This window comes from Flavobacterium cheonanense, assembly GCF_039539185.1.
Lineage (GTDB): Bacteria > Bacteroidota > Bacteroidia > Flavobacteriales > Flavobacteriaceae > Flavobacterium > Flavobacterium cheonanense.
Map to the genome: position 1 here is coordinate 741,362 of NZ_BAABCT010000001.1, position 25,425 is coordinate 766,786.

At 31.9% G+C, this 25,425-nt stretch carries 15 protein-coding genes; 12 read left to right on the forward strand and 3 right to left on the reverse strand.

The genetic code is table 11. From position 1 onward, the window contains the following. Nucleotides 1–12 precede the first annotated feature (12 nt). Genes ABD766_RS03375 through ABD766_RS03385 form a run of 3 tightly spaced genes read right to left on the reverse strand, consistent with a single transcriptional unit; the run spans nt 13 to nt 5,782 of the window. Nucleotides 13–1,173, reverse strand: a complete 1,161-nt coding sequence (locus ABD766_RS03375; RefSeq protein WP_344815366.1) for a SusE domain-containing protein — start codon at nt 1,171–1,173, stop codon at nt 13–15. Between the two features lie 60 nt (nt 1,174–1,233). Further along, the gene (locus ABD766_RS03380; protein WP_344815367.1) at nt 1,234–2,823 is read right to left on the reverse strand and encodes a RagB/SusD family nutrient uptake outer membrane protein; all 1,590 of its coding nucleotides are present in this window, start codon (nt 2,821–2,823) and stop codon (nt 1,234–1,236) included. A gap of 10 nt (nt 2,824–2,833) precedes the next feature. After that, nucleotides 2,834–5,782 carry a SusC/RagA family TonB-linked outer membrane protein gene (locus tag ABD766_RS03385; protein ID WP_344815368.1) on the reverse strand — a complete coding sequence of 983 codons (2,949 nt, stop codon included), beginning with the start codon at nt 5,780–5,782 and terminating at the stop codon, nt 2,834–2,836. A 226-nt stretch (nt 5,783–6,008) separates the two neighbouring features. Here ABD766_RS03385 and ABD766_RS03390 point away from each other — a divergent pair, with 226 nt between their 5' ends. From ABD766_RS03390 to ABD766_RS03445, 12 genes are all read left to right on the forward strand, one after another. Further along, nucleotides 6,009–7,031, forward strand: a complete 1,023-nt coding sequence (locus ABD766_RS03390; protein WP_344815369.1) for a LacI family DNA-binding transcriptional regulator — start codon at nt 6,009–6,011, stop codon at nt 7,029–7,031. Between the two features lie 190 nt (nt 7,032–7,221). Beyond that, a complete protein-coding gene (locus ABD766_RS03395) occupies nt 7,222–8,628 on the forward strand; it encodes an MFS transporter (protein WP_344815370.1) in 1,407 nt (468 codons plus the stop codon). A 10-nt stretch (nt 8,629–8,638) separates the two neighbouring features. Continuing rightward, a complete protein-coding gene (pgmB, locus tag ABD766_RS03400) occupies nt 8,639–9,295 on the forward strand; it encodes a beta-phosphoglucomutase (protein WP_344815371.1) in 657 nt (218 codons plus the stop codon). Nucleotides 9,296–9,397: 102 nt separating this feature from the next. After that, a complete protein-coding gene (locus tag ABD766_RS03405; RefSeq protein ID WP_344815372.1) occupies nt 9,398–11,701 on the forward strand; it encodes a glycoside hydrolase family 65 protein in 2,304 nt (767 codons plus the stop codon). A 65-nt stretch (nt 11,702–11,766) separates the two neighbouring features. Further along, nucleotides 11,767–13,596 (forward strand): glycoside hydrolase family 13 protein, encoded by a 1,830-nt coding sequence (locus ABD766_RS03410; protein WP_344815373.1) that lies wholly within the window; start codon nt 11,767–11,769, stop codon nt 13,594–13,596. A gap of 1 nt (nt 13,597) precedes the next feature. Beyond that, the gene (locus tag ABD766_RS03415) at nt 13,598–14,536 is read left to right on the forward strand and encodes an alpha/beta hydrolase (protein ID WP_344815374.1); all 939 of its coding nucleotides are present in this window, start codon (nt 13,598–13,600) and stop codon (nt 14,534–14,536) included. Between the two features lie 9 nt (nt 14,537–14,545). Then, entirely contained in the window at nt 14,546–16,969 is a 2,424-nt protein-coding gene (locus ABD766_RS03420) for a glycoside hydrolase family 31 protein (RefSeq protein ID WP_344815375.1), read from the forward strand. After that, nucleotides 16,970–18,625: an alpha-amylase family glycosyl hydrolase gene (locus ABD766_RS03425; RefSeq protein WP_344815376.1), complete on the forward strand. Its 1,656-nt coding sequence runs from the start codon at nt 16,970–16,972 to the stop codon at nt 18,623–18,625. A 154-nt stretch (nt 18,626–18,779) separates the two neighbouring features. Then, nucleotides 18,780–19,643, forward strand: a complete 864-nt coding sequence (locus ABD766_RS03430) for a cupin-like domain-containing protein (RefSeq protein ID WP_425556553.1) — start codon at nt 18,780–18,782, stop codon at nt 19,641–19,643. A 4-nt stretch (nt 19,644–19,647) separates the two neighbouring features. Then, the gene (locus ABD766_RS03435) at nt 19,648–20,307 is read left to right on the forward strand and encodes a glycerophosphodiester phosphodiesterase (protein ID WP_344815377.1); all 660 of its coding nucleotides are present in this window, start codon (nt 19,648–19,650) and stop codon (nt 20,305–20,307) included. A gap of 114 nt (nt 20,308–20,421) precedes the next feature. Then, nucleotides 20,422–21,636, forward strand: a complete 1,215-nt coding sequence (locus ABD766_RS03440; RefSeq protein WP_344815378.1) for a BaiN/RdsA family NAD(P)/FAD-dependent oxidoreductase — start codon at nt 20,422–20,424, stop codon at nt 21,634–21,636. A gap of 122 nt (nt 21,637–21,758) precedes the next feature. Next, nucleotides 21,759–25,424 (forward strand): DUF7619 domain-containing protein, encoded by a 3,666-nt coding sequence (locus ABD766_RS03445; protein WP_344815379.1) that lies wholly within the window; start codon nt 21,759–21,761, stop codon nt 25,422–25,424. The last annotated feature ends 1 nt before the right edge of the window (nt 25,425 follow it).

Here is a 25,425-nt window from a genome sequence, read left to right on the forward strand (position 1 = left end):
ATTATTTATGTATTATATTGGCATTAATCTCAAGTTGTAGTTAGCAGAATTTCTGATATCTAAAACAACTTTATAATTACCTGCTGTAGGAACTTTCATGTTTCCTCCATTCAATTTTATTTTGTATTGACCACCTGTAGTAGTATTTTCAGTATTACCTGATAATGTTCCCATTTTCACAGACCAATCATCTTTTAAACGAATTAAAAACTCATCATTAGTCAATGCTAAATCTAAAGTATACATTTGATAATATGGAGATGAAGGATTTTCATCAAAAGTTAAATACGTAGGTGAACCCCAACCATTTGGTGTAGCTTGACCAATAATTGCAACTTGTCTTTTGCCAATTGAATAAGTATTAGCATTCCAATTCACTGTCAAGAAGTAAGTTCCAGCACCTTCAGTTGGCTTGATGTCTTTTCCTCCAGATTGAACTAAAGTTGTAAAAGTATTTGGGTTTTCAGCAATATCTCCTTTATCTCCAGACCATGCTGGAACTGGACAAAATTTAAATGCTGGGTTTGAGACATCCATCCATACAAAGCCTTCATATTTTCCATCATTTCCAGCAGAAAATAACTTAGCTACATTTACATTATCTGGAGACCAATCATTTCCATAACCACTAGCACTTTGATATCCTCCTGGCACATATAATCTTTCAAATTCATCAAAAGTATCATAAGGAGTAGCTGTGATAGTAACTTCATTAGAAACAGCGCTAACACCATTAGTTGAGCTTGATAGTTGAGTTGATGGTTTCCCTATAATTCTTAATTTAAAACTACCTGATGTTCCTATTGAACCTCCTGCGCTCAATAACAAGTTATTCAAAATTCTTTCTGTAACTGCTTTTTCATTTACGTCTGCATCAGAGCTGTAAGTTCCTAAAACAATTGCTTGTGAAGAATTTGAAAAACTTTCTGTACTCTTAACTGCTTGCAATGAATAAGTTACAGATGCAGAAAAACCAAAGTTGGCTGAAGACCATTTTGAAGTAAATGCTGTATTTCCTGCTGTTGAACCAGTTAAATTAAAACTTCCTCCTGCAGGTGAAGTCATGTTTATTGAACTTGACGAGGCCTGAGGGTCTAAATTTTCATCACTACAAGAAACAATTGATGTAATTGTTCCTGCTAATAAAATTAAACTTAAAAATATTTTTTTCATAATTTTCTATTTTAAATTCCTCGGAAGTGGCTTACCATTTCCGAGGATATTTTGTTATAATTAATAACCAGGATTTTGTTGTAAAGTTGGGTTAGAACCAATTGCAGTAGCTGGTATTGGGAAAATTTTGAATTTATCATCAATACTTGTTCCTGCTTGAACTCCACCTTTCCATTGCCAATTATAATTACTTCCAGTATATTTACCGAAACGAATTAAATCTTGTCTTCTATGTCCTTCCCAATATAATTCACGACCTCTTTCATCAAGCACAAAATCTAGAGTAATATCACCTGCAGTAATAGTTGCAGAACCTCCAGCTCTTGTTCTTAATGTATTTACATAAGTAGCTGCTTGTGAAGCACTTCCTTGTCCTCTAGCTGCCAACTCAGCATACATTAAATAAGCATCCGCTAATCTAAATACAGGAAAATCAATATCTACAAAGTTTCCAGAAACATCAGAACCTTGACCACCTGTTGATTTAATATTTTTATATTTTTCAACTGCGTATCCATCACCAAAGTTACCAATATTACCTATAGATAAAGTCTGTCCCGATGTGTAGAACATCCCTCTTGGATCACCTGCAAATTTAGCTACAAATTCTTGTCGTGTTCTTAAACCAAACCAACCTCCGTTAACACCAAAGTTAGCAGGATTCATTGATCCTCCAATTGCAGCGTGAGTAATAAAAGTTGTTCCTCCATAAGTTTGAGTATTCAATCCGCTATATCTGATAGGAAAAATCATCTCACTTTGAGAACCATTACTATCATTGTCTGCCATAAATACTTTACCATAGCTTGAACTTGTGTTGATTGAATATGTAGAACTCAATACAGGAGCTAAAGCAGCAGAAGCTTCTGCAAATTTATTTTGATTGATGTAAACTTGAGCATTCAAATAAACTTTTGCCAATAGCATTTTACCTGCAATTTTATCAACTCTACCGAATTCATTTGAACCTGATGCTAATAAATCTGCATCAATTGAATTTAATTCACTTACAACAAAGTCAAATATAAAAGCTCTGCTTTTTTGTTGTGGGAAACTGAAACCAACAGCATCATTTTCTGTTGTAAATGGAACGTTCCCAAACATATCCATTAAATGCCAGTAAGAAAAAGCTCTTAAGAAACGAGCTTCTGCTCTGAAATTAACAATTTGAGCACGAGTAGCAGCAGATACATTTCTTGAGTTCAATTTGTCTGCAGTTGTTTGTCTCAAGAACTCATTACATAAAGATACTTGATACATACAACGTGAAAACATTGCATAAATAAACTCATTATTTGACGCCCATGTATGATTGTTTAATGAAGGTAAGTTACCATCAGCCCAAGCAATAATTGCTTCGTCAGTAGTAATCTCATTCATTACCCAATAAGCTCTCAAATACTGTCCAAATCCTTCATCAATTCCTGCAATATCAGAATTACCTGCAGGACCTTGTTGTCCCGAAACAGCTAAACCAGCATAAAGTTTTGCAAGAAACTGCTTGTAAGAAGCTTCATCTTGATAAAATACTTCTGATGAATAGATGTCTTCATCAATTTCGATTTTATCTAATTCTTTAGTACATGACGTCATTGATAAAATGGTCACCACTGAAAGAACTAACATTTTAATAATTCTACTTTTTTTCATAACTTTTTATTTAAAAATTTACATTACATCCAAAAACAAACATTCTTGCTCTTGGGTAAATTGTTTGATCAATACCAGATAAAATTTCAGGATCTAAACCTTTGTATTTACTAATGATAAGTGCGTTTTGTACACCAAAACTTAGTCTAGCTGTAGTTGCATTACCAAATGGCTCTGCAATGCTGTATCCAAAACTAATATTATCTAACTTAATAAATGAGGCGTCTTTAATATAATGGTCTGAGAAATATCTATTATTTCCTTCATTAACAAATCCTGTTTCAAAGAAAGATGGATTGATATTATTTAATGGTGTAATTTGATTGATTGAGTTGTCTAAATAACCATAAGACGAACCATTGTTATCATAGATATAATTTCCTAAACTAGCTCTCCATGACATAGACATATCCCATTTTTTATAACTAAATGAAGACATTAAACCAAATGTAAAATCTGCATAAGGTTGTTTGTATTGGTACATATCTTTTGGTGTGATTAAACCATCACCATTTCTATCAACATAAACACCCTCTAAAGGTCTACCATCTGTTCCATAAACTTGCTCATATACATAAAATGCACCTGGAGCAAAACCTGTTGAATTAATTTGAATTGTGTTTCCAACTCCTCCTCTAATTCCTCCTGTAAAGAAACCTGGAGACTCTGTACCATCTAGTGCTGTAGCAGTAATTTTTCTATCTTGGTAATTAGCATTAAAATTAATATTCCAATTCAAATTATCATTCTTTAAAACATCAAAATTTAAACCAAGTTCAACACCTTTAACTTCTAAGTTACCAAAGTTTCTTGGTCCAAAATTAGTTAAATTTGCTCCATCAGGATAAGCAACAAATGCTAATAAGTCTTTAGATTCTTTTTGGTAAACATCTAAAGTACCTTTTACTTTTCTGAACAACTCAAAGTCTAAACCTGCATTGTAAGTAGTCGTTTCTTCCCATTTAACAGTATTAGAATAAAATGAAGGTCTAACAGTTGTTACAAATGTGTTTCCGAATTGATATTGTGCTTGTGGATTTCCAGCAACATATTGAGGTATGTATGAGAAACTAGTTGATAATTCTTGTTGACCTGTAACTCCCCATCCTAATCTTAATTTTAAGTTAGTTAGAGATTTACTGTCTTTTAAGAAGTTTTCATTAGACATATTCCAAGCAAATGCAGCTCCTGGGAAAATTCCAGATCTTACATCTTTAAAGAAGTTGTTGGTGATATCGTTTCTTAAGTTTAATGTTAAAAGGTATTTATTATCAAAACCTACATTAGCTTTTCCGAAGTAAGATTCTAATTTACTAACTGGGCTTGTAAATGTATTTAAAGAATTTATAACATTAGCAGGATTTCTTAATTCACCTGAACCATAACCAACATTATTTCTTTCATAATAAGTATGACCAGCTGTAACATCTACATTTAATTTTCCAAAAGCTTTAGTATAATTCACGTAAGCATCAAGTGCTGTATTGGTTCTATTATTCCAGAATTCGCTATATCTTCCTAAATTATTAGAACCATTAAAAAATCCATTAATACTTTGTGTACTTAATTCATTTCTACCTTCTGATTGTTCTCTATCGATACCTGCTAAAACAGTAAATTTTAACTCAGGTAAGAAATGTAATTTATAATCTAATTGTACATTACCATAGTAACGGTATCTTTTTGTTTGATTATTTCTTTGTTGAAGTGCTGCAACTGGGTTATCTGTTGCTAAGAAATTTGGGTTATTAGAACCATCTAACCATTCAAAATATCCGCCAAATTGTTGGCTATTTACATTAACTGGTTGAGTTGGATCAAAATTAATAGCACTACTAATTGCTCCTTCATCTGCAAATCTTTCTTTAACAACTGAGAAGTTACCATTAATTGCAATTTTTAAATGATCTTTAAATAAAGAAGGATTTAATCTAAGCGAAGCAGTAGTTCTGTCAAACTTAGATGTTTCTAAAATACCTGGTATGTATGTATGACCATAAGTAAACGATGTTGGCAATTTACCAAACAAAGCTCCTCTCAAACCTACAGTATTATCAATAGAAACAGAATTTGAAAAAATCTCTTCTTGCCAATCTGTATTAGAATTACCTAATCTAGCCAATCTAGAAGGCGCAATGTTGTATTGAGCAATGTTAGCTGGATTAGTCATAAAACTTCTAAAATCAGCAGCTGAAGTAGTGTTAATTTTTTCAGCTAAAGTATTAACTGTAAATGTAGTTCCAACAGAAACCTTTAAAGCTCCTTTTGCACCTTTTTTAGTAGTAACTAAAATAACACCATTAGATCCTCTGTTACCATATATAGCAGTAGCAGATGCATCTTTTAAGATAGATATGTTTTCAATATCATTTGGATTAATTGTTTGTAAATTACCATCAATTGGTAATCCATCCAATACAATTAAAGGATCGTTAGAAGCTTGAAGTGAAGCTCCACCACGAATTCTAATAGCAGCACCATCTCCAGGACGACCTCCTTGTGTTACAACAACACCGGCAACACGACCATTTAATAAAGATTCGGTGTTTGAATTAAATCCTTTGTTGAAATCTTTTGTTGTTAATAAATCTACAGCACCTGTAGCATCTTTTTTCTTAACAGCTCCATAACCAACTTGTACTACAACTTCTTGTAATACGTTAGCCTCTTCTGTCATAGAAACAGTAAGCGATTTTTGACCATCGAAAGCAATGGTTTCGTTTTTATAACCAATAAAAGAAAACACTAATTTGTCTCCATTTTTAAGTTTGGTTAATTTAAACTTTCCATCAAAATCAGTTGATGTACCCATTTGGGTACCTTGAATAATTACATTTACTCCAGGAATCGGTTGGTTTGATTTTGAATCAACAACAACTCCTTCCACAGTGGTTTGAGCCAAAACACTTAATGGGAGCATTAGCAATAAAAATAACAACTTTTTATAAATTGTTTTCATACATTTTGTTTAGGTTAATAAATTTGTTTTTTGCTTATACTTTAACTTCGAATGTTAAATTTAAGATAAATTTTCAGATAAAAAAATGACACCTTAATTATATGCCACCGAAAACGTTTTCGTGTTGAAAACTTTCTGAATATTTCACATTTTTTGTTACAAAATTGATAGTATAAAAAAATAAATATACCTTTATTGAAAATTAAACATTTATCAAAATCGCATAATGAGAAGAAAAGTCACTTTAAAGCAAATTGCCAAGGAATTAGATGTATCAATTTCAACAGTTTCGAAATCATTGAGAGACAGCTCAGAAATCAGTGAAGATACAAGACAAAAAGTGCAAGCTTTTGCCAAATTATACAACTATAAACCCAACAATATTGCTTTAAGTTTAAAGAATAGAAAATCTAAAACTATCTGCATAATAATCCCTGAAATTATTCATCATTTTTTTGCTACTGTAATTAGCGGTGTTGAACATGTTGCCAATGAAAACGGATACAATGTAATTGTTTGTCTTTCTGACGAATCATTTGATAAAGAGGTAATTAACATGGAAATGTTAGCCAATGGAAGTATTGACGGTTTCATCATGTCATTATCAAAAGAAACCCAACAAAAAAGAGATTTTCATCATATTACAGAAGTAATTAGTCAAGGAATGCCAGTAGTAATGTTTGATAGAATTACTAATGATATTTTGTGCGATAAAGTAATTATTGACGACAACTTAGCAGCTTTCAACGCAACTCAATTTCTAATCAATAAAGGATTTAAAAAAATTGCTTTGTTAACAACCGTAGACTATGTTAGTGTCGGAAAATTAAGAACTGAAGGTTACATAAAAGCTTTAAAAACTAATGATCTTAAAGTGGATGAAAATTTAATTGTCAAAATAGAAGATACCGACAACTTTGAAGATCAAATCGAAAACTTACTATTGAACAATGATTTAGATGCAATTTTCGCAGTAAACGAAATTTTTGCAGTAACTGCAATTAAAGTTGCTACACGATTAGGGAAGTCAGTTCCTAATGATATTTCTGTAATTGGTTTTACTGATGGAATCATCTCTAAATATTCTTCACCTTCCATTACTACGGTTAGTCAAAATGGTGTGAAAATGGGAGAAAAGGCTGCAAGAATGCTTCTTGAGAAACTTGAAATCGAAGAAGAAGATTACGAAGAACAATACAAAACAGAAGTGATTGAAACCGAGCTGGTTGAGAGAGAATCTACAAAATAACTTCAAAAATTTTATCAACAAAAAAACGTTTTCGTAAATCATTTCTGCAAAAATCTGAAATCTGAAATCTGAAATCTGAAATTTTTAAATATCTTTACCGAATCAAAGCTTATACTTTTTACTTCGAAAACAAAAAATAAGTTTTGATAAGCATCGCGCTTATCGTATTTCTAATCAATAAATTACGATAATGGAAAAGCGTAAGTTAAGTTTCTGGCAAATTTGGAACATGAGTTTCGGATTTCTAGGGATACAATTTGGATTTGCCCTTCAAGGTGGATTCATGTCTAGAATTTTTCAAACTCTTGGAGCTGAAGTTGACGACATTCCTGGTTTATGGATTGCAGCTCCTTTAACAGGGCTTTTAGTTCAACCAATAATAGGATACTTGTCAGATAACACTTGGAGTCCAAAATTTGGTAGAAGAAAACCATTTTTTCTTATTGGAGCAATTTTAGCATCTATCACTTTATTTTTCATGCCTCATTCACCTGCTCTTTGGATTGCAGCTGGCTTGTTATGGGTTTTAGATTCTTCAATAAACATTAGTATGGAACCTTTTCGTGCTCTTGTTGCTGACAAATTACCTGAATCACAACGATCAAATGGCTTTGTAATTCAAACACTAATTATCGGAATTGGAACTTGGATTGCTAGTAATTTACCTTGGTTAGTTAATAAATTAGGAGTTTCTAACGAAGCTGATGCTGGAGTCATTCCGCAATCGGTTGTAGTAGCTTTTTCAATAGGTGCATTTGTATTTTTTACAAGTATTTTATACACCATATTTACAACAAAAGAAGATCCTCCTGTAGATTTAGAAAAATTTAAATCAGAAAAAAAAGAATCTCGTTTTATTACAGATTTATTTCAAAGTTTAAAAGAAATGCCATCAACAATGAAAAAACTTGGATTAATTCAATTTTTTAGTTGGTTTGCATTTTTTACAATGTGGAGTCTTTCAACTCCAGCTTTGACAGAGCATGTTTTCAATTCGCCAAAACCTGATGTGAAAGAATATGCTCAACTCGATAATGAAGGAAAAGAATTAAAAGATTCTAATAAAAAAGTGCTCTTTTTAAACGATGTCAAAGAACAAGAATACAAAGCAAAAGATAAAGTTTATAATAATGCAGCCGATTTAGTAGGTTCTGCAACTGGAGTTTATGGATTATCTTCCATGGCTTTTGCTTTATTGCTTACATTTTACACTATGAAAAACAAAATAAATAGAAAATACATCCACATGGCTTCATTGATTCTTGGTGGATTAGGTTTTGTTTATATGTTTTATGCTACGCCATCAACGTTAATGTATAGTTTTATATTGATAGGTTTCGCATGGGGAAGTATTCTATCTATGCCTTATGCAATGTTATCAAGTTCAGTGAACCCAAATAAAATGGGAATGATGATGGGATTATTTAATATGTTTATTGTAATTCCTCAAATTATCGCTGCTCTTGGTGGAATCAATTATTTATACAAATTAATTGGGGAAGCACACATTAATGCTATGCTTTTAGCAGGATTATCACTAATTATTGCTGGATTGTGTAATTTCTTTATAACGGATAAAAACGCAATTTCAGGTTAAAAAAACTATAATGAATAACAAAAAAGCATTTATATTCGATCTTGACGGAGTAATTGTTGACACGGCAAAATATCATTTTTTGGCGTGGCAAAAATTAGCTCAAGAACTAGGAATCGAATTTACACCCGAACACAACGAAGAGTTAAAAGGAGTTAGCCGCGTTCGTTCTCTTGATATTATTTTAGAACTTGGAGGAATTCAAGCTTCTCAAGAAGATAAAAACAAATGGCTTATTCAAAAAAATGAAGATTATTTATCCTATTTGGTAGATATTGATGAAAGTGAAATTTTACCAGGTGTACTTCCTGTATTGCACTATTTAAAAGATAAAAATCAACTAATTGCATTAGGTTCTGCAAGTAAAAACGCAAGACCAATTTTAGAAAAAACAGGAATTCTAAATCTATTTGATGCAATCGTTGATGGAAATGATGTTTCCAACGCAAAACCTGATCCGGAAGTATTTCTTCAAGCTGCAAAAAAACTAGGTGCAACAAACGAAAATTCAATAGTTTTTGAAGATTCTGTTGCAGGAGTTCAAGCCGCTAATATTGCAAATATGACCAGCATTGGAATTGGAGAAGCAACAACATTACACGAAGCAAAATATATATTTAAAGATTTTACATTTATTGATGTTTCTTTTATTGAATCGTTGATAAATTAGAGAATAGAAAATAGAATAAAGAAAAAAGAGTATAGATATTTTTAAAGTTTAAGATTCAACTTTTAAACTTCTAAACTCCTAAACTTTTAAACTTAAAATAAAATGAACCAAGATTATATCAAAGCAGACAATTGGTCCATCATTGAAGAAGGATTTGATGCAGAAAGAGTAAAATCGTCTGAAAGTTTATTCAGTATCGGAAACGGTGCTATGGGACAACGTGCCAATTTTGAAGAATACTATTCAGGCAAAACATTCCAAGGAAGCTATATTGCTGGAATTTATTATCCAGATAAAACTAAAGTGGGTTGGTGGAAAAATGGCTACCCTGAATATTTTGCAAAAGTATTAAATGCTCCAAATTGGATTGGAATTGACATTGAAATAAACAATGAAGTTTTTGATTTGGCTAAATGCAAAACTGTTGCCAATTTTAAACGTGAGTTGAATATGAAAGAAGGTATTTATTATCGTTCTTTCTCTGCTACACTGCAAAACGGATTGGAAATTTCGGTTAAAGTAACTCGTTTTCTGTCATTAGATATTGACGAACTAGGTGTGATTAATTTTGAGATTACTCCATTAAATGGTGATGCCAAAATTGTTTACAAACCATATATTGATGCCGGAGTTCACAACGAAGATGCTAACTGGGAAGAAAAATTCTGGGAACCGTTGAACGTTCAACACTCTAATAATGAAGCATTTGTTACTGCTAGAACTTTTAAAACGCATTTCACTGCAACAACTTTTATGCAAAATACAATTTTGTTGAACGGTTCCAACGTAAATGCTTCGCCTATTAATATTGAAAAAAACAACGAAAAAGTTCAATTTTCGTATGAAATAAATGTAGCTAAAGAACAAACTGCTACCATTCAAAAATTAGGTGGTTATACGGTTTCATTAAATCATGAAAACACACAAGTTGCTGCTCAAAATGTTATTGCTGAAGGTTTGAAAATTGGTTATACAAATTTGAAAGAAAATCAGATTCAAGCTTGGGCAAAAATTTGGGAAATGAGCGACATTACTATTAATGGTGATGTAAAAGCACAACAAGGAATTCGTTTCAACATTTTCCAATTAAACCAAACCTATTTAGGAAAAGATTCTCGTTTAAATATTGGTCCAAAAGGATTTACAGGTGAAAAATATGGCGGTTCAACTTATTGGGATACCGAAGCGTATTGCATTCCATTCTATATGGCAACCAAAGACCAACAAGTAGCAAGAAATTTATTGACCTACCGATACAATCAATTAGATAAAGCGATTGAAAATGCAGGTAAATTAGGTTTCAAAAACGGAGCTGCTTTGTATCCAATGGTTACCATGAATGGCGAAGAATGTCACAACGAATGGGAAATCACTTTTGAAGAAATTCATAGAAACGGTGCGATTGCTTTTGCGATATTTAATTATCACAGATTCACAGGAGATTACTCATACATTCCTGAAAAAGGATTAGAAGTTCTTATCGGAATTGCACGTTTTTGGCATCAAAGAGCAACCTATTCTACTTACAGAAATCAATATGTGATTCTTGGAGTAACTGGTCCAAATGAATATGAAAATAACGTTAATAACAATTTCTACACTAATTATTTGGCCAAATGGTGTATCGATTATGCCGTTGAACAAATCAATAAAGTAGAAAAAGAATATACTTCAGATTATTCTCGAATAATGAGTAAAGTGAATTTGGATAATGCAGAAATCGCACATTGGAAAGCGGTTGCTGATAATATGTATTTTCCATATTCAAAAGAACATGATGTTTACTTACAACAAGATGGCTTCTTAGATAAAGAATTAGTGAAAGTTCATGATTTAGACAAGAGTCAACGTCCAATTAACCAAAAATGGTCTTGGGATAGAATATTGCGTTCGCCATACATAAAACAAGCCGATACTTTACAAGGTTTCTATTTCTTTGAAGATCATTTTACCAAAGAACAATTAGAAAAACATTTCGATTTTTACGAACCATTTACCGTTCATGAAAGTTCGCTTTCGCCTTGTGTTCACTCTATACAAGCTGCAACTCTTGATAGAATGGAACAAGCATACACTTTCTACTTAAGAACTTCTCGTTTAGATTTAGATGATTACAACAAAGAAGTTGAAGAAGGTTGTCACATCACCTCAATGGCTGGAACTTGGATGAGTATTGTAGAAGGTTTTGGTGGAATGAGAGTTAAAAATGACACTTTACATTTTGAACCAAAAATTCCTTCACAATGGCAAGGTTATTCGTTCAAAATAAACTTCAGAAATCAAATTTTAAAAGTTGAAGTACAACAAAATGAAACGAAATTTTCATTAGAAGGAAATAAAGAAATTACTGTTTTCGTCAACGGAAAAGAAGTATTAGTTGAGCCGAATAGTTTAGTAACGGTTTAGAATAAAAAAATTAATTTAACCCTTTCAGAGTTTTGGATTCTGAAAGGGTTTTTAAATAAAAAAATATGAAAAAATTCTTCCTTCTTTTTCTAGTAACTTCATTATCATTCGCTCAAGTTGACCGAGTTGAACCTCCTTTTTGGTGGAATGACATGGAACATTCTGATGTTCAAATAATGTTCTACGGGAAAAATATCGCAGAAAATCAAGTTTCCGTTTCAAATGGAATTATCATTAAAGGTATTCAAAAAACCGAAAATCCTAACTACGTTTTCGTAACCATCGACACAAAAAATACAACGGCTCAAGATTTGGTTTTCACTTTCAAAAACAAAAACAAGTCTTTTACTCAAAACTATTCTTTAAAATCGAGAAAGGAAAATTCTAAATTCAGAAAGAGCTTCGATAGTTCTGATATGATTTATCTATTAATGCCTGATAGATTTGCAAATGGAAACCCAAACAATGACAGCCATCCATCGGTAATTGAAAAAGCTGATAGAACAAAAATTGATGGACGTTATGGTGGCGATATTGATGGGATGATTAAAAATTTAGATTACATAAAAGACTTGGGAGCAACAACTCTTTGGCCAACACCACTTTGTGAAGACAATGACGAAAGAGGCTCATATCACACTTATGGTCAATCAGATGTTTATAAAATTGATCCACGATTTGGTACAAATGAAGACTATGTAAAATTAAGTAATGAACTTCATAATCGCGACATGAAATTAATCATGGATTATGTAACTAATCACTGGAGCTATAACCATTGGATGATGAAAGACATGCCAACATACGATTGGTTTCATCAATTTCCAGGATTCAAGCAGACCAATTTTAAAACCACAACACATTCTGATACAAATGCCTCTGAAACTGATAAAAACTTAGCAACAAGTGGTTGGTTTGTAAAATCAATGCCCGATTTGAATCAGAAAAATCCTTTAGTGCTTAACTATTTAATTCAAAATGCCATTTGGTGGATTGAATATGCAAATCTTGATGGTTTTAGAGTTGACACTTATCCTTATACTGATAAAGAATCAATTGCACTTTGGACAAAAGCTGTAACTGATGAATATCCAAATTTCAATATTGCAGCAGAAGCATGGTTATATTCTCATGCACAAATTTCTTATTGGCAAAAAGACAGTAAAATTGCAGCTATTCAAAGCTATAATTCTTATTGCCCAACAGTAATGGATTTTATGTTGCAAACCATTTTAGAAAAAGGTGTTTTGAAAGAAGAAAAGCAAAATTGGAATGAAGGTGTAACCAAATTTTATGACACCTTTTCAAATGATTTCTTATATCCAAACATCAACAATATGTTTGTTTTTGCAGAAAATCATGATACACAACGTATCAATTTTGTCTATCCAAAATTTGATGATTACAAAATTACAATGGCTTTAATAGCTACTATTCGAGGCATTCCTCAGTTGTATTATGGTTCAGAAATTGGTATGACTGGAAGTAAAAATGTAGGTGATGGTGATATTCGTAGAGAATTTCCTGGCGGATGGTCTGACCATAAACAAAACGCGTTTACAAAAGAAGGAAGAACTGCTGAACAAGAAAAATATCATGCAGTAACTAAGAAACTTTTTAATTGGAGGAAAAACAAAGAAGTAATTCATTCTGGAAAAACAACTCACTATATTCCAGAAAACAATGTTTATGTTTATTTTAGATATAATGAAAAGGAAAGTGTAATGGTCATAATGAATAATAGTGTTGAAAAACAAAAAATGAACATTAATCACTTTAAAGAAAGTATCAAGAACAATACTTCAGGAAAAGATGTCCTTACTGATAAATCATTTGATTTAAAAAATGATATTGAAATTGAAGGAAAATCAGTTTTAATTTTAGAATTGAAATAAAATGAAAAAACTACTTTTAATCTTATTAACCGCTACATTTTCATTTGCTCAAAGCAAAATTGAAAGCCATCAAATCATTGACAAAGAAAAAATTGAAGGAATTATCAATCGAATTGATAGTTTTCCAACAAAATTTATTGTTCCGAGAACCGTTGATGTTTGGTTACCATCCAATTATTCTAAAGATAAAAAATATAGCGTTTTGTATATGCACGACGGACAAATGCTCTTTGATGCTTCGTCAACTTGGAACAAACAAGAATGGATGGTTGATGAAGTAGTTTCAAAATTGAATTCTGAAAATAAAATTCAAGATATTATTGTTGTTGCCATTTGGAACATTCCAAACTTGCGTCATATGGATTTATATCCAAACAAACCTTATCAATTACTATCAAAAGAAATTCAAGAACAAATTCAAACAGAAGTAAAAAAAGCAAAATTCCCATTTGATGACAAAAAGATAAATTCCGACAACTATCTTCAATTTATTGTCACGGAATTAAAACCTTATATAGATCAAAATTATTCTGTCTACACTGATGCTGAACATACCGGAATTATGGGTTCAAGTATGGGTGGATTGATTTCGATGTACGCCATTTGTGAATATCCTAATGTATTTGGAAAAGCGAGTTGTCTATCAACGCATTGGGTTGGATTTCGTGATTTTGAAAACAATCCTATTCCAGAAAGTTTTTTTACTTATATGCAGCAAAATTTACCCGATTCAAAAAATCATAAAATCTATTTCGATTACGGAACTGAAACACTTGACGCTAGTTATTTAAAGTATGAATATCGTGTTGATGAAGTGTTACAATCAAAAGGATATACAACAGAAAATTATAAAAGTCTTAAATTTGAAGGAGAAAACCATTCGGAAGCTTCTTGGCAAAAACGAATCAATATTCCGATAGAATTTATGTTTGAAAAATAAACAATGAAAATGAAAAAACTATTTGCACTACTATTTATATCAACAATTTCATTTGCTCAAAATGCAGATAGAAAATTCCTTAAAATTGAAAAACTTTCTAGTGGATTTTCGGTTAGAGTTTCAGATGGAAATTATTTAATAAATTTTCTAAACGATAAAATTATTGAAACTTCATTTACACCAAAAGGAGAAAAAAATAGCAATCCATCAGATGCAGTTGTATTAAAAAATAAATTGAAAAACATTTCTTTCAAAGAGAATAAAAACTCAGTTGAATGTAGTTCCAAATCAAGTACTTTAAAAATAGTAATACAAAAATCTCCATTCAAAATATCTTATTTAAATAATAACCAAGAAATTATTTCTGAAAAATCAGGTTATTTAAAACGCAAACATATTCCTTTAGATAATGTAAAAGGAAATATTACTGCCGATTCTACAGAAGTTTTACAATTAAATATTTCTTCAGATGAAGTACTTTATGGTGGTGGCGCAAGAGCTTTAGGAATGAATCGTCGAGGCAACAGACTAGCACTTTACAACAGAGCGCAATATGGTTATGAAACTCGTGCCGAATTAATGAATTTCTGTATTCCATTGGTTTTATCTTCCAAATTATATGCAGTTCATTTTGATAACGAAGCCATTGGATATTTAGATTTAGATTCTAAAAAAGATAACACCTTAGAATATGAAACTATTTCTGGTAGAAAAACCTATCAAGTAATTGTTGGGAATTCTTGGGAAGATTTAGTAAAAAACTACACCGATTTAACCGGAAAACAACCTTTGCCACCACGTTGGGCTTTCGGAAATTTCTCTTCTCGTTTTGGCTACCATACACAAGAAGAAGTTGAAAAAACCATCCGTAAATTTGAAGAAAGTAAAATTCCTGTTGATGCAATAATTCTAGATTTATATTGGTTCGGAAAAACCGTTCAAGGCACAATGGGAAATCTAGAATGGGATAAAGATAACTTTCCAAATCCTGATAAAATGATTTCCGATTTGAATGCAAAAGGCGTAAAAACAGTTTTAATAACAGAACCTTTTATCCTTACAACCTCATCTAAATGGCAAGAAACCGTTGATAAAAAAGTCTTAGCAACCTTAAAAGATGGAAGACCTGCCACTTGGGATTTCTATTTTGGAAACACAGGAATTGTTGACGTATTCAAACCCGAAGGAAAAGAATGGTTTTGGAATGTTTATAGACGATTAATCAATCAAGGAGTTGGCGGACTTTGGGGTGATTTGGGCGAGCCTGAAGTTTTCCCATCTTATGCCAATACATTCGCAGGAACAGCCGATGAAGTTCATAATGTTTACGGTCACAATTGGGCAAAGTTAATTGCTGATGGTTACAAAAAAGATTTTTCCAATCAACGTCCATTTATTTTAATGCGTTCTGGGTATTCTGGAAGTCAACGTTTTGGGATGATTCCTTGGAGTGGTGATGTTTCTAGAAGTTGGGGCGGATTGCAAAGTCAGATGGAAATTGCACTTCAAATGGGAATGCAAGGAATGGCTTATATGCACAGTGATTTAGGTGGTTTTGCCGGAGATTATTTTGATAACGAATTGTATTTGCGTTGGTTACAATATGGTGTTTTCAACCCAATTTTTCGTCCACACGCTCAGGAAGATGTAGCTTCAGAAGTGGCTTATAAAGATGTGGATACCAAAGAAATTGCTAAAAAAGCTGTCGAATTACGCTATCAATTATTGCCTTATAATTATCAATTGGCTTTTGAAAATGCTACAGAAGGAACACCTTTAATGCGACCATTGTTTTTTAACGAACCAAATAACAAAGAATTACTTTCAAAATCTGACGGTTATCTTTGGGGAAATGATTTTTTAGTTTATCCAATTATAGAAAAAGGTCAAACTCAAAAGGAAGTTTATTTTCCAAAAAATTCAAATTGGTATGATTTCTACACTGGAAAAAAATACGATGCTGGAACAACTCAAAAAGTTGAATTAAATAAAAATAATATTCCAACATTTGTTCGTGGCGGAAGTTTTATTCCGATGAGCAAAGTGCAACAAAACACACAGAATTATATTTTAAATGATTTTGATGTGCATTTTTATTTTGATAAAGAAACAAAAAAATCGGAACTAGAATTGTTTAATGATGATGGATTATCAACTACTTCCATTGAAAAATCGGTTTATGAAGAATTTGATTTTGAAAGTGCTATTGATAATAACTCACTTTTTTTAGATGTTGAATTTGACAAAACCTATTCTACCACAACCTCCAAAACAATAAATATAATTATTCACGGATTTGACAAAAATCCGACAACCATTCTTCTGAATAATATGACTTTAAACAATAACCAATACAAATTTGAAAATAATCTAATCTACATTTCTTTACAATGTGAATTAGATAAAAATCAAAAAATTGAAATAAAACTATAGATGAAAAAAACAGCCTTACTCCTACTACTTGCTATTACTTTTTCAAGTTGTAACTCAACCAAAGAGGTTACTTACACTCAAAAAACCAAAACACCTTTCGTTTGGGAAAGTGCCAATGTATATTTTTTACTAACCGATAGGTTTTTGGATGGAAATCCAAATAACAATTCTATAATTAAAAGAGATAAACCAACAGCAAAATTACGAGGTTTTGAAGGTGGCGATATTCGTGGTGTGATTCAAAAATTAGACGAAGGGTACTTTACCGATTTAGGAATCAATGCCATTTGGATGACGCCTGTTGTAGAACAAATTCACGGCTCAGTTGATGAAGGAACTGGAAACACTTATGGTTTTCATGGTTATTGGGCTAAAGACTGGACAGCATTAGATCCAAGTTATGGAACACGCGAAGATTTGAAAGAATTGGTTGATAAAGCACATGCAAAAGGAATTAGAATTATGCTTGATGCGGTTATAAATCACACTGGTCACGCCACAGAATTAGACGAAAAATATCCTGATGATTGGGTTCGTTCTACTCCAAATTGCAAATACAATTCTTATGACACCAATATAAATTGTACTTTAGTCACTGGACTTTTTGACGTTAAAACCGAAAGCAAAGAAAACGTCGAATTACCTCCTTTTTTAATTGCAAAATGGAAAAAAGAAGGTCGTTATGAAGAAGAAGTAGCCGAATTGGATGCTTTTTTCAAAAAAACAGGTTATCCAAGAGCGCCAAGATACTACATCATGAAATGGTTGGCCGATTATATTTTGGATTTCGGAATTGACGCTTATCGTGTGGATACTGTAAAACATACTATGGAAGATGTTTGGTATGATTTTGGAAAAGTTTGCGAAATGTCATTTGCAGAATTTAAAGCTAAAAATCCTTCAAAAATTTTAGACAATAATGCATTTTTTACTGTTGGAGAAGTTTATGGTTACAACATTGGAAGCAAAAGATTATACGATTATGGAGATAAAAAAGTAGATTATTATGCGAACGGATTTACTAGTTTAATCAATTTTGATTTTAGAAATGAAGCCAAAATGAATTATGAAGAGTTGTTTTCTAAATATTCCAATATTCTTCAAAATGATTTGAAAGGAAAAACCGTTATGAACTATGTTTCGTCTCATGATGATGGTTGGCCGTTTGACAAAAAACGTGAAAAAACATTTGAATCTGGAACCAAATTATTGCTTACTCCTGGAATTTCTCAAGTGTATTATGGAGATGAAACTGCTCGTTCTTTAGATATTGAAGGAACAAATGGTGATGCAACATTACGTTCAATGATGAATTGGGATGATTTGAAAACCAATAAAATGACTTTCAAACTATTAAATCATTGGCAAAAATTAGGACAATTTAGAAAAAATCATCCATCGGTTGGAGCAGGAATTCACAAGCAAATTACAAGTTCTCCTTATGTATTTAGTCGTGATTATTCTAACGGAAATTATTCTGATAAAGTTGTTGTCGCATTGGATTTACCTATCGGAAAAAAAGAAATATCTGTTGGAACTATTTTTGAAAATGGAACAAAAGTAAAAGATGCTTATTCTGGAAAAACGACGGAAGTAATAAATGGTAAAATTATTTTAGACACTGATGAATCAATACTTTTAATCGAAACAGAATAAGTTTAAATATTCTAACTATTGAAAAAAGTTGTCTTTTCTAGACAACTTTTTTGTTGTAAAAAAATGTTAATTTGAACTTATCTTTATCTCAATTTTGTAATTTTAATTTTTAATTATCAAATTTAATTGATTATTAATTTTTTAATAACACTTTATAATGTTTGATTACATCGAAATTGAAAGAGTAGAAAAATTAACTAAAGAAGAGTTTATAAAAAACTACTACAAACCTCAAAAACCTGTAGTGATCACCAATCAAATTGAAGATTGGCCAGCATTTACTAAATGGAATTTAGAATATATTAGAGAAGTTGCAGGTGATAAAATCGTGCCACTTTACGATAGTAGAAAAACAGACTACACCAAAAAAGTAAACGAGCCAGATTCTCAAATGAGCATGTCTGATTATATTGATTTGCTCAAAAAAGGGCCAACAGATCTTCGCATTTTTTTATATAATTTAATGAAAGATGTACCATCATTGAAATCTGATATGAGATGGCCAAAATTAGGAATCCGATTAATAAAAAGTTTACCTTTAGTTTTCTTCGGTGGTGAAGATGCAAAAGTTTTTATGCATTACGATATAGATTTATCAAATATTTTTCACATTCATTTTGATGGAAAAAAACAATGCGTTTTAGTTGACCCAAAAGACACGAAATACATGTATCGACTGCCATATTCTTGGATTTGTAATGAAGACATAGATTTTGACAATCCCGATTTTGAAAGGTTTCCGGCATTGAAAAAAATACGACCTTACATTACAAATCTTCAACACGGTGAAATGTTATATATGCCAGAAGGTTGGTGGCATTACATGAAATACTTAACCCCAGGATTCTCATTAAGTCTGCGTGCTTTGGCAGGAAATCCAAAAAATCTATTTCAAGGATTTAAAAATATGTTTTTCATTCGCAATTATGATAATTGGATGAGAAAAAGGAAAGGACAAGCATGGTTAGATTACAAAGATGAAGAAGCATTTAAGAGAACAAATGCCTTATTAAAATAATTATATGCTAAAAATTGGTCATCGTGGAGCAAAAGGATATATTGTCGAAAATACGTTAGCTTCCTTTCAAAAAGCAATCGAGTTGGGTGTTAATGGCATCGAATTGGATGTACACCTTTCTTCTGATGGAAAAATAATGGTAATTCATGATGAAACAATTGATAGAACAACTTCTGGAAAAGGTTTTGTAAAAGATTTTACTGCATCACAACTAAAAAAATATGGAATTCCAAGATTAGAAGAAGTTTTTGACTTTATAAACAAAAGTTGTTTTATAAATATTGAAATTAAAGATTTTAAAGCTACTTCATCTGTTTTAAAATTATTACAAAATTATATTTTAGAAAAAAATTGGAGTACACATTTATTTCAAATTTCGAGTTTTAATTGGAACGTATTAGAATCTTGTTCTCTTAAAAGCAATCATATTCAACTGGGAGTTTTAACTGAAGATTCTATTGAAAATGCTTTAACTTTCGCCAAAAAAATAAATGCCTACTCAATAAATCCATATTTTAAGTTACTTAATGTAGAAAATGTTAAAGAAATTCATAGTTATGGATTTAAAATCTTTCCTTGGACAGTAAATTCAGAAGAAGACCTTACCTTTGTAAAATCATTACAAGTTGATGGTATAATTTCAGATTTTCCTGATAGGATTTAAACATCACTTTGTCATTTCGACTAAGGAGAAATCGCATCAAATTATCAAGCTTGTATGATTTCTCTCTTCGAAATTACAAAAGAATATATTTACTTTAGGTCTTAATAAACAAAAATGAATTCAAAATACGACATACTAATTGTTGGTGGTGGCGCCGCAGGTTTTTTTACGGCAATTAACATTGTTGAGCGAAATTCCAAATTAAAAGTCGCTATTTTAGAACGTGGAAAAGAAGTTCTTTCAAAGGTTAGAATTTCTGGTGGCGGACGTTGCAATGTTACACACGCGTGTTTTGTTCCGAATGATTTAGTCAAATTTTATCCTCGTGGCGAAAAAGAACTTCGCGGACCTTTTCATCAATTTTGTTCTGGTGATACCATTGAGTGGTTTGAAAAACATGGCGTTGAATTAAAAATCGAAGACGATGGTAGAATGTTTCCAACTTCCGATTCTTCTCAAACTATTATTGATTGTTTTTTTAATGCTGCTCAAAAATTAAAAATTGATATTTTAACCAATCAAAGTGTACAATCACTTTTCAAAGGAGAAGATTACTGGAAAGTAGAAACTAATGTCGAAACATTTTCTTGTCAAAAATTAGTGATGACTACTGGAAGTAATCCAAAAATTTGGGAAATGCTTACTGAACTTGGTCATTCAATTGTTTCGGCTGTTCCATCATTGTTCACCTTTAATATAAAAGACAAACGAATTAAAGATTTAATGGGCTTGTCGGCTTTTGCAAATGTAAAAGTTAAAAACACCAAACTAGAAGCTTCAGGACCATTATTAATAACCCATTGGGGAATGTCTGGACCAGGAATATTAAGACTTTCCGCTTGGGGTGCACGAATTCTGGCAGATAAAAATTATCAGTTTGTTTTGCAAGTTAATTGGTTAAACGACCTAACATTTGAAGAAACACTTGAAAAACTTAAGGAACTAAAATTAGAACATTCTAAAAAAGCCGTTTCAAAGAAATGTCCATTTGAATTTCCAAACAGACTTTGGGAAAGTTTGGTTTTAGCTTCTGGTATTTCAGAAGATACTAAATGGGCGGATTTATCTAAAAATCAACTAACCAATTTAGCCAATCAATTAACAAATGGCGAATTTCAGGTAAACGGCAAAAGTACTTTCAAAGAAGAATTTGTAACTGCTGGCGGAATCGATTTAAAAGAAATCAATTTCAAAACTATGGAAAGTAAATTACATCAAAATTTATATTTCGCTGGAGAGATTTTAAATATTGATGCAATAACTGGCGGATTCAATTTTCAAAATGCTTGGACAGGCGGTTTTATAATTGCTCAAACAATTGTTAATTAATTTAAAATTTCGCATCCCTTGATATCATTGAAACTGAGTATTTTTCAATAAAATAAAACTATATTTTGTTTGTAAGTGTTTAAAAATCAACTTATATTTGATTTACCAAAAAACAAACAAATATGAAAAAACAATTACTTTTAAGTTTTTTTGCACTCTTTTTAGGAACATTTTTAACTCTTGCACAAACTACTCCTGTTTGTGGAGGAACTTTTACTGATCCTGCTGGTGCAACTGCAAATTATGCAAATAATTCTAACGTAACAACAACTATTTGTCCGTCTAATCCAGGAGAATTTGTTACTGTTTCTTTTACATCATTTGCATTAGAAAACAATTTTGATAGGTTAAAAATCTATAACGGAACTTCTGCAAGTGCAACTTTAATTGCAGATTTAACAGGAAGTACAATTCCACCTGCATACACATCAAGTGATATAAGTGGATGTTTAACATTCGTTTTTACATCTGATTCTTCAATAAATCAGGCAGGTTGGGTTGCAAACATTACTTGTGGATCAACTCCAACATGTTTAGCGCCTATTTCCGTAAATGCAACTCCAACAACCAATACTACTGCAGTACTGAATTGGTTAGATCCTAATCAAGGAACTGGTCCATGGGAAATCTTGTTAACTGCAAATGGCACTGCAATTTCGCAACCAATTATAGCACAATCAAAACCATTTGACTTAACTGGATTAACACCTGGTGTAATTTATACAGCTTCTGTAAGATCGATTTGTGCAAATACTCCAAGCAATTGGTCATCTCCGATAACTTTTACAACAGCAACAACAGCAACATGTCTTGAACCAACTAACATAGCTGTTTCTGGTATAACATCAACTACAGCTAATTTAAATTGGGCCATTTCTTCTAACAATTCACAATGGGAAGTTTTTATTGCGCCATGTGGAACACCAAATCCTACACCAAATAATACCGGAGTATTGGTTACTACAAATACCTATCAAGCTGTTGGATTGAATCCAAATACTTGCTATTCTGTTTTTATTAGATCGATCTGTTCTACTACATCAACTAGTTCTTGGTCGCAAGCCTATACATTCACTACATTAGCAAATACAACAAACCCATTTACATGTGGAGGTATTTTTACAGATCCTGCAGGTGCTAATGCAAATTACTCAAATAATACTAATTCAACTGTTACAATTTGTCCAACCAATACAGGCGATCAAGTTACTGTTACTTTCACTTCATTCTCTCTTGAATCAAATTTTGATGGGTTGTATGTTTATAATGGAAATTCAATTACATCACCTCAAATAGCAAGTACAAATGGAGCGGCAAACGTTCCTGGAGGTCTTGCCGGAGCTTATTGGGGAACAACACTACCTGGTCCATTTACTTCAACACATTCTAGTGGATGTTTAACTTTTGTTTTTAGAAGTGATGGCTCAGTTGTACAATCTGGTTGGATAGCAAATATTACATGCGGTGTAGCGCCAACTTGTCCAAAGCCAACAAACTTAGTTGTTACTGGAATTACTACAACTTCAGCAACTTTAGGATGGGTTAACAATAGCTCAGCAACAAGTTGGGAAGTAATTGCTTTACCATGCGGAACTGCTCCGACTGCAACATCAGTAGGTATAGTAACAACTGTTAATACTTATACATTTACAAACTTAACTCCAAATAGTTGCTACCAATTGTATGTTAGAGCAATTTGTTCTCCTTCAGATATGAGCGAATGGTCTATTGGCGCAACTCTTAATACACCTGCAACATGTCCAAAACCAACTGCATTGGTTACATCTGCAATTACATCACAATCTGCTTCGGTAGCTTGGACAAATAATAGTACTGCTACTTCATGGGAAGTTGTTGCTCTTCCTTGCAACACAGTTCCTAATAGCTCAACAACAGGCACAATTACAACAACTAATCCATTTATTTTAAATGGACTAACAGCAAACACTTGCTATAGTATTTTTGTAAGAGCAATTTGTTCAGCAAGTGATTCAAGTGATTGGTCAAACGGAATTAGTATTAATACAACACCGGCTCCACCTGCATGCGGAGGTATATTTGTTGACAATGGTGGTTCAAACGCTAATTATACCAATAACGCTGACAATACTTATACTATATGCCCTACAAATCCTGGAGAGGTAGTGACAGTAACATTTACACAATTTGATACTGAAACAAATTGGGATGGATTATATGTTTTTGATGGCAACTCAATTACTTCTCCGCAAATCGCTAGTACAAATGGAGCTGCACAAGTTCCTGGTGGTTTAGCTGGTTCTTTCTGGGGTACAACTATTCCAGGGCCATTTACATCTTCAGATCCTAGTGGCTGTCTTACCTTCAGATTTAGAAGTGATTCTTCTGTTGTAAGAGCTGGGTGGTCTGCAAATATTACTTGTGGTCCAGATTTAGATAAAATTATTCTTGTTGCCTTCAATGACCAAAATAATAATGGTATTAAAGATTCAGGTGAAACCTACTTTACTAATGGTTCATTTGATTATCAGCAAAATAATACTGGACCAGTTACAAATGCCTTTTCATCAACTGGAAGACATACAATTTACGATTCAAATCCTGTAAACACTTATGACTTCTCATATAGTATCCAAACAGAATATCTTCCTTATTATAGTGCTGGAACAACTTCATTCAATGATGTAAATATTCCAGTAGGAAGTGGAACTCAAATCCTTTACTTCCCTATTGTTCTAACTCAAGCTTATAATGATGTTACTATTTCTATTGTTCCAATGGGCTCACCAAGACCTGGCTTAACATATACAAATAAGATTGTATATAAAAACTTAGGAGTAGCCGCAACAGACGGAACAATAACTTTTGTAAAACCATCTCAAGTAACAATAACCAATATAAGCCAAACTGGTACGACGGCAAATACTACAGGTTTCACTTATAACTTTACGAATCTTCTCCCTAATGAAACAAGAGTGTTTTATGTTACAATGAGTGTGCCAGCAAGTCCAGTGGTGAACTTAGGTGATTTACTTACTGCAACAGCTACAATTTCTGCACCGGCAAATGATGTTAATTTATTAAACAATTCAAGTTCAATAACACAAATTGTAGTAAATTCTTATGATCCAAATGATAAAATGGAGTCGCATGGAGAAGAAATTCTTTTTAGTCAATTTAACCAAAATGAAGATTTAATTTACACAATTAGATTCCAAAATTACGGAACAGCTAACGCAATTGATGTTAGAATTGAAGATGTTTTAGACTCACAAATTGATCCTGAAAGTATTAGAATGATTAGTTCAAGTCACAATTATGTTATGACAAGAGTTAATAACAATATTGTTTGGAATTTCAATAACATACAGCTAGTCCCTATATCAGTAAATGAAGAATTAAGTATGGGATATGTGCAATTTAGAGTTAAGTTAAACCCAGGTTTTGCTGTGGGTTCAATAATACCAAATACAGCAAATATCTATTTTGATACCAATCCTGCAATTGTAACAAATACTTTTACAACTGAGTTCACTGCAGCATTAAACAATCAAGCATTTGATAGTACTAATTTTACATTATATCCAAATCCAGCAAGTCAATTTATAAATATCAGTTTAAATAATACTTCTGAAATTGTTGATAATGTGATTATTTATGATGTTTTAGGCAAAATCATTAAAGAAGTAAAATCTATAGCTTCAAATACAACTAAAATTGACACTTCAAGTTTATCTAAAGGTGTTTATTTATTAGAAATAACTACTGAAAATGGTTTAAAACAAAACAAAAAACTTGTGATAAAATAAT

What these genes read in the sequence shown, in the direction of transcription:
- ABD766_RS03375 (WP_344815366.1), bottom strand. Translation starts at nt 1,173, where the DNA reads ATGAAAAAAATATTTTTAAGTTTAATTTTATTAGCAGGAACAATTACA.
- ABD766_RS03380 (WP_344815367.1), bottom strand. Translation starts at nt 2,823, where the DNA reads ATGAAAAAAAGTAGAATTATTAAAATGTTAGTTCTTTCAGTGGTGACC.
- ABD766_RS03385 (WP_344815368.1), bottom strand. Translation starts at nt 5,782, where the DNA reads ATGAAAACAATTTATAAAAAGTTGTTATTTTTATTGCTAATGCTCCCA.
- ABD766_RS03390 (WP_344815369.1), top strand. Translation starts at nt 6,009, where the DNA reads ATGAGAAGAAAAGTCACTTTAAAGCAAATTGCCAAGGAATTAGATGTA.
- ABD766_RS03395 (WP_344815370.1), top strand. Translation starts at nt 7,222, where the DNA reads ATGGAAAAGCGTAAGTTAAGTTTCTGGCAAATTTGGAACATGAGTTTC.
- pgmB (WP_344815371.1), top strand. Translation starts at nt 8,639, where the DNA reads ATGAATAACAAAAAAGCATTTATATTCGATCTTGACGGAGTAATTGTT.
- ABD766_RS03405 (WP_344815372.1), top strand. Translation starts at nt 9,398, where the DNA reads ATGAACCAAGATTATATCAAAGCAGACAATTGGTCCATCATTGAAGAA.
- ABD766_RS03410 (WP_344815373.1), top strand. Translation starts at nt 11,767, where the DNA reads ATGAAAAAATTCTTCCTTCTTTTTCTAGTAACTTCATTATCATTCGCT.
- ABD766_RS03415 (WP_344815374.1), top strand. Translation starts at nt 13,598, where the DNA reads ATGAAAAAACTACTTTTAATCTTATTAACCGCTACATTTTCATTTGCT.
- ABD766_RS03420 (WP_344815375.1), top strand. Translation starts at nt 14,546, where the DNA reads ATGAAAAAACTATTTGCACTACTATTTATATCAACAATTTCATTTGCT.
- ABD766_RS03425 (WP_344815376.1), top strand. Translation starts at nt 16,970, where the DNA reads ATGAAAAAAACAGCCTTACTCCTACTACTTGCTATTACTTTTTCAAGT.
- ABD766_RS03435 (WP_344815377.1), top strand. Translation starts at nt 19,648, where the DNA reads ATGCTAAAAATTGGTCATCGTGGAGCAAAAGGATATATTGTCGAAAAT.
- ABD766_RS03440 (WP_344815378.1), top strand. Translation starts at nt 20,422, where the DNA reads ATGAATTCAAAATACGACATACTAATTGTTGGTGGTGGCGCCGCAGGT.
- ABD766_RS03445 (WP_344815379.1), top strand. Translation starts at nt 21,759, where the DNA reads ATGAAAAAACAATTACTTTTAAGTTTTTTTGCACTCTTTTTAGGAACA.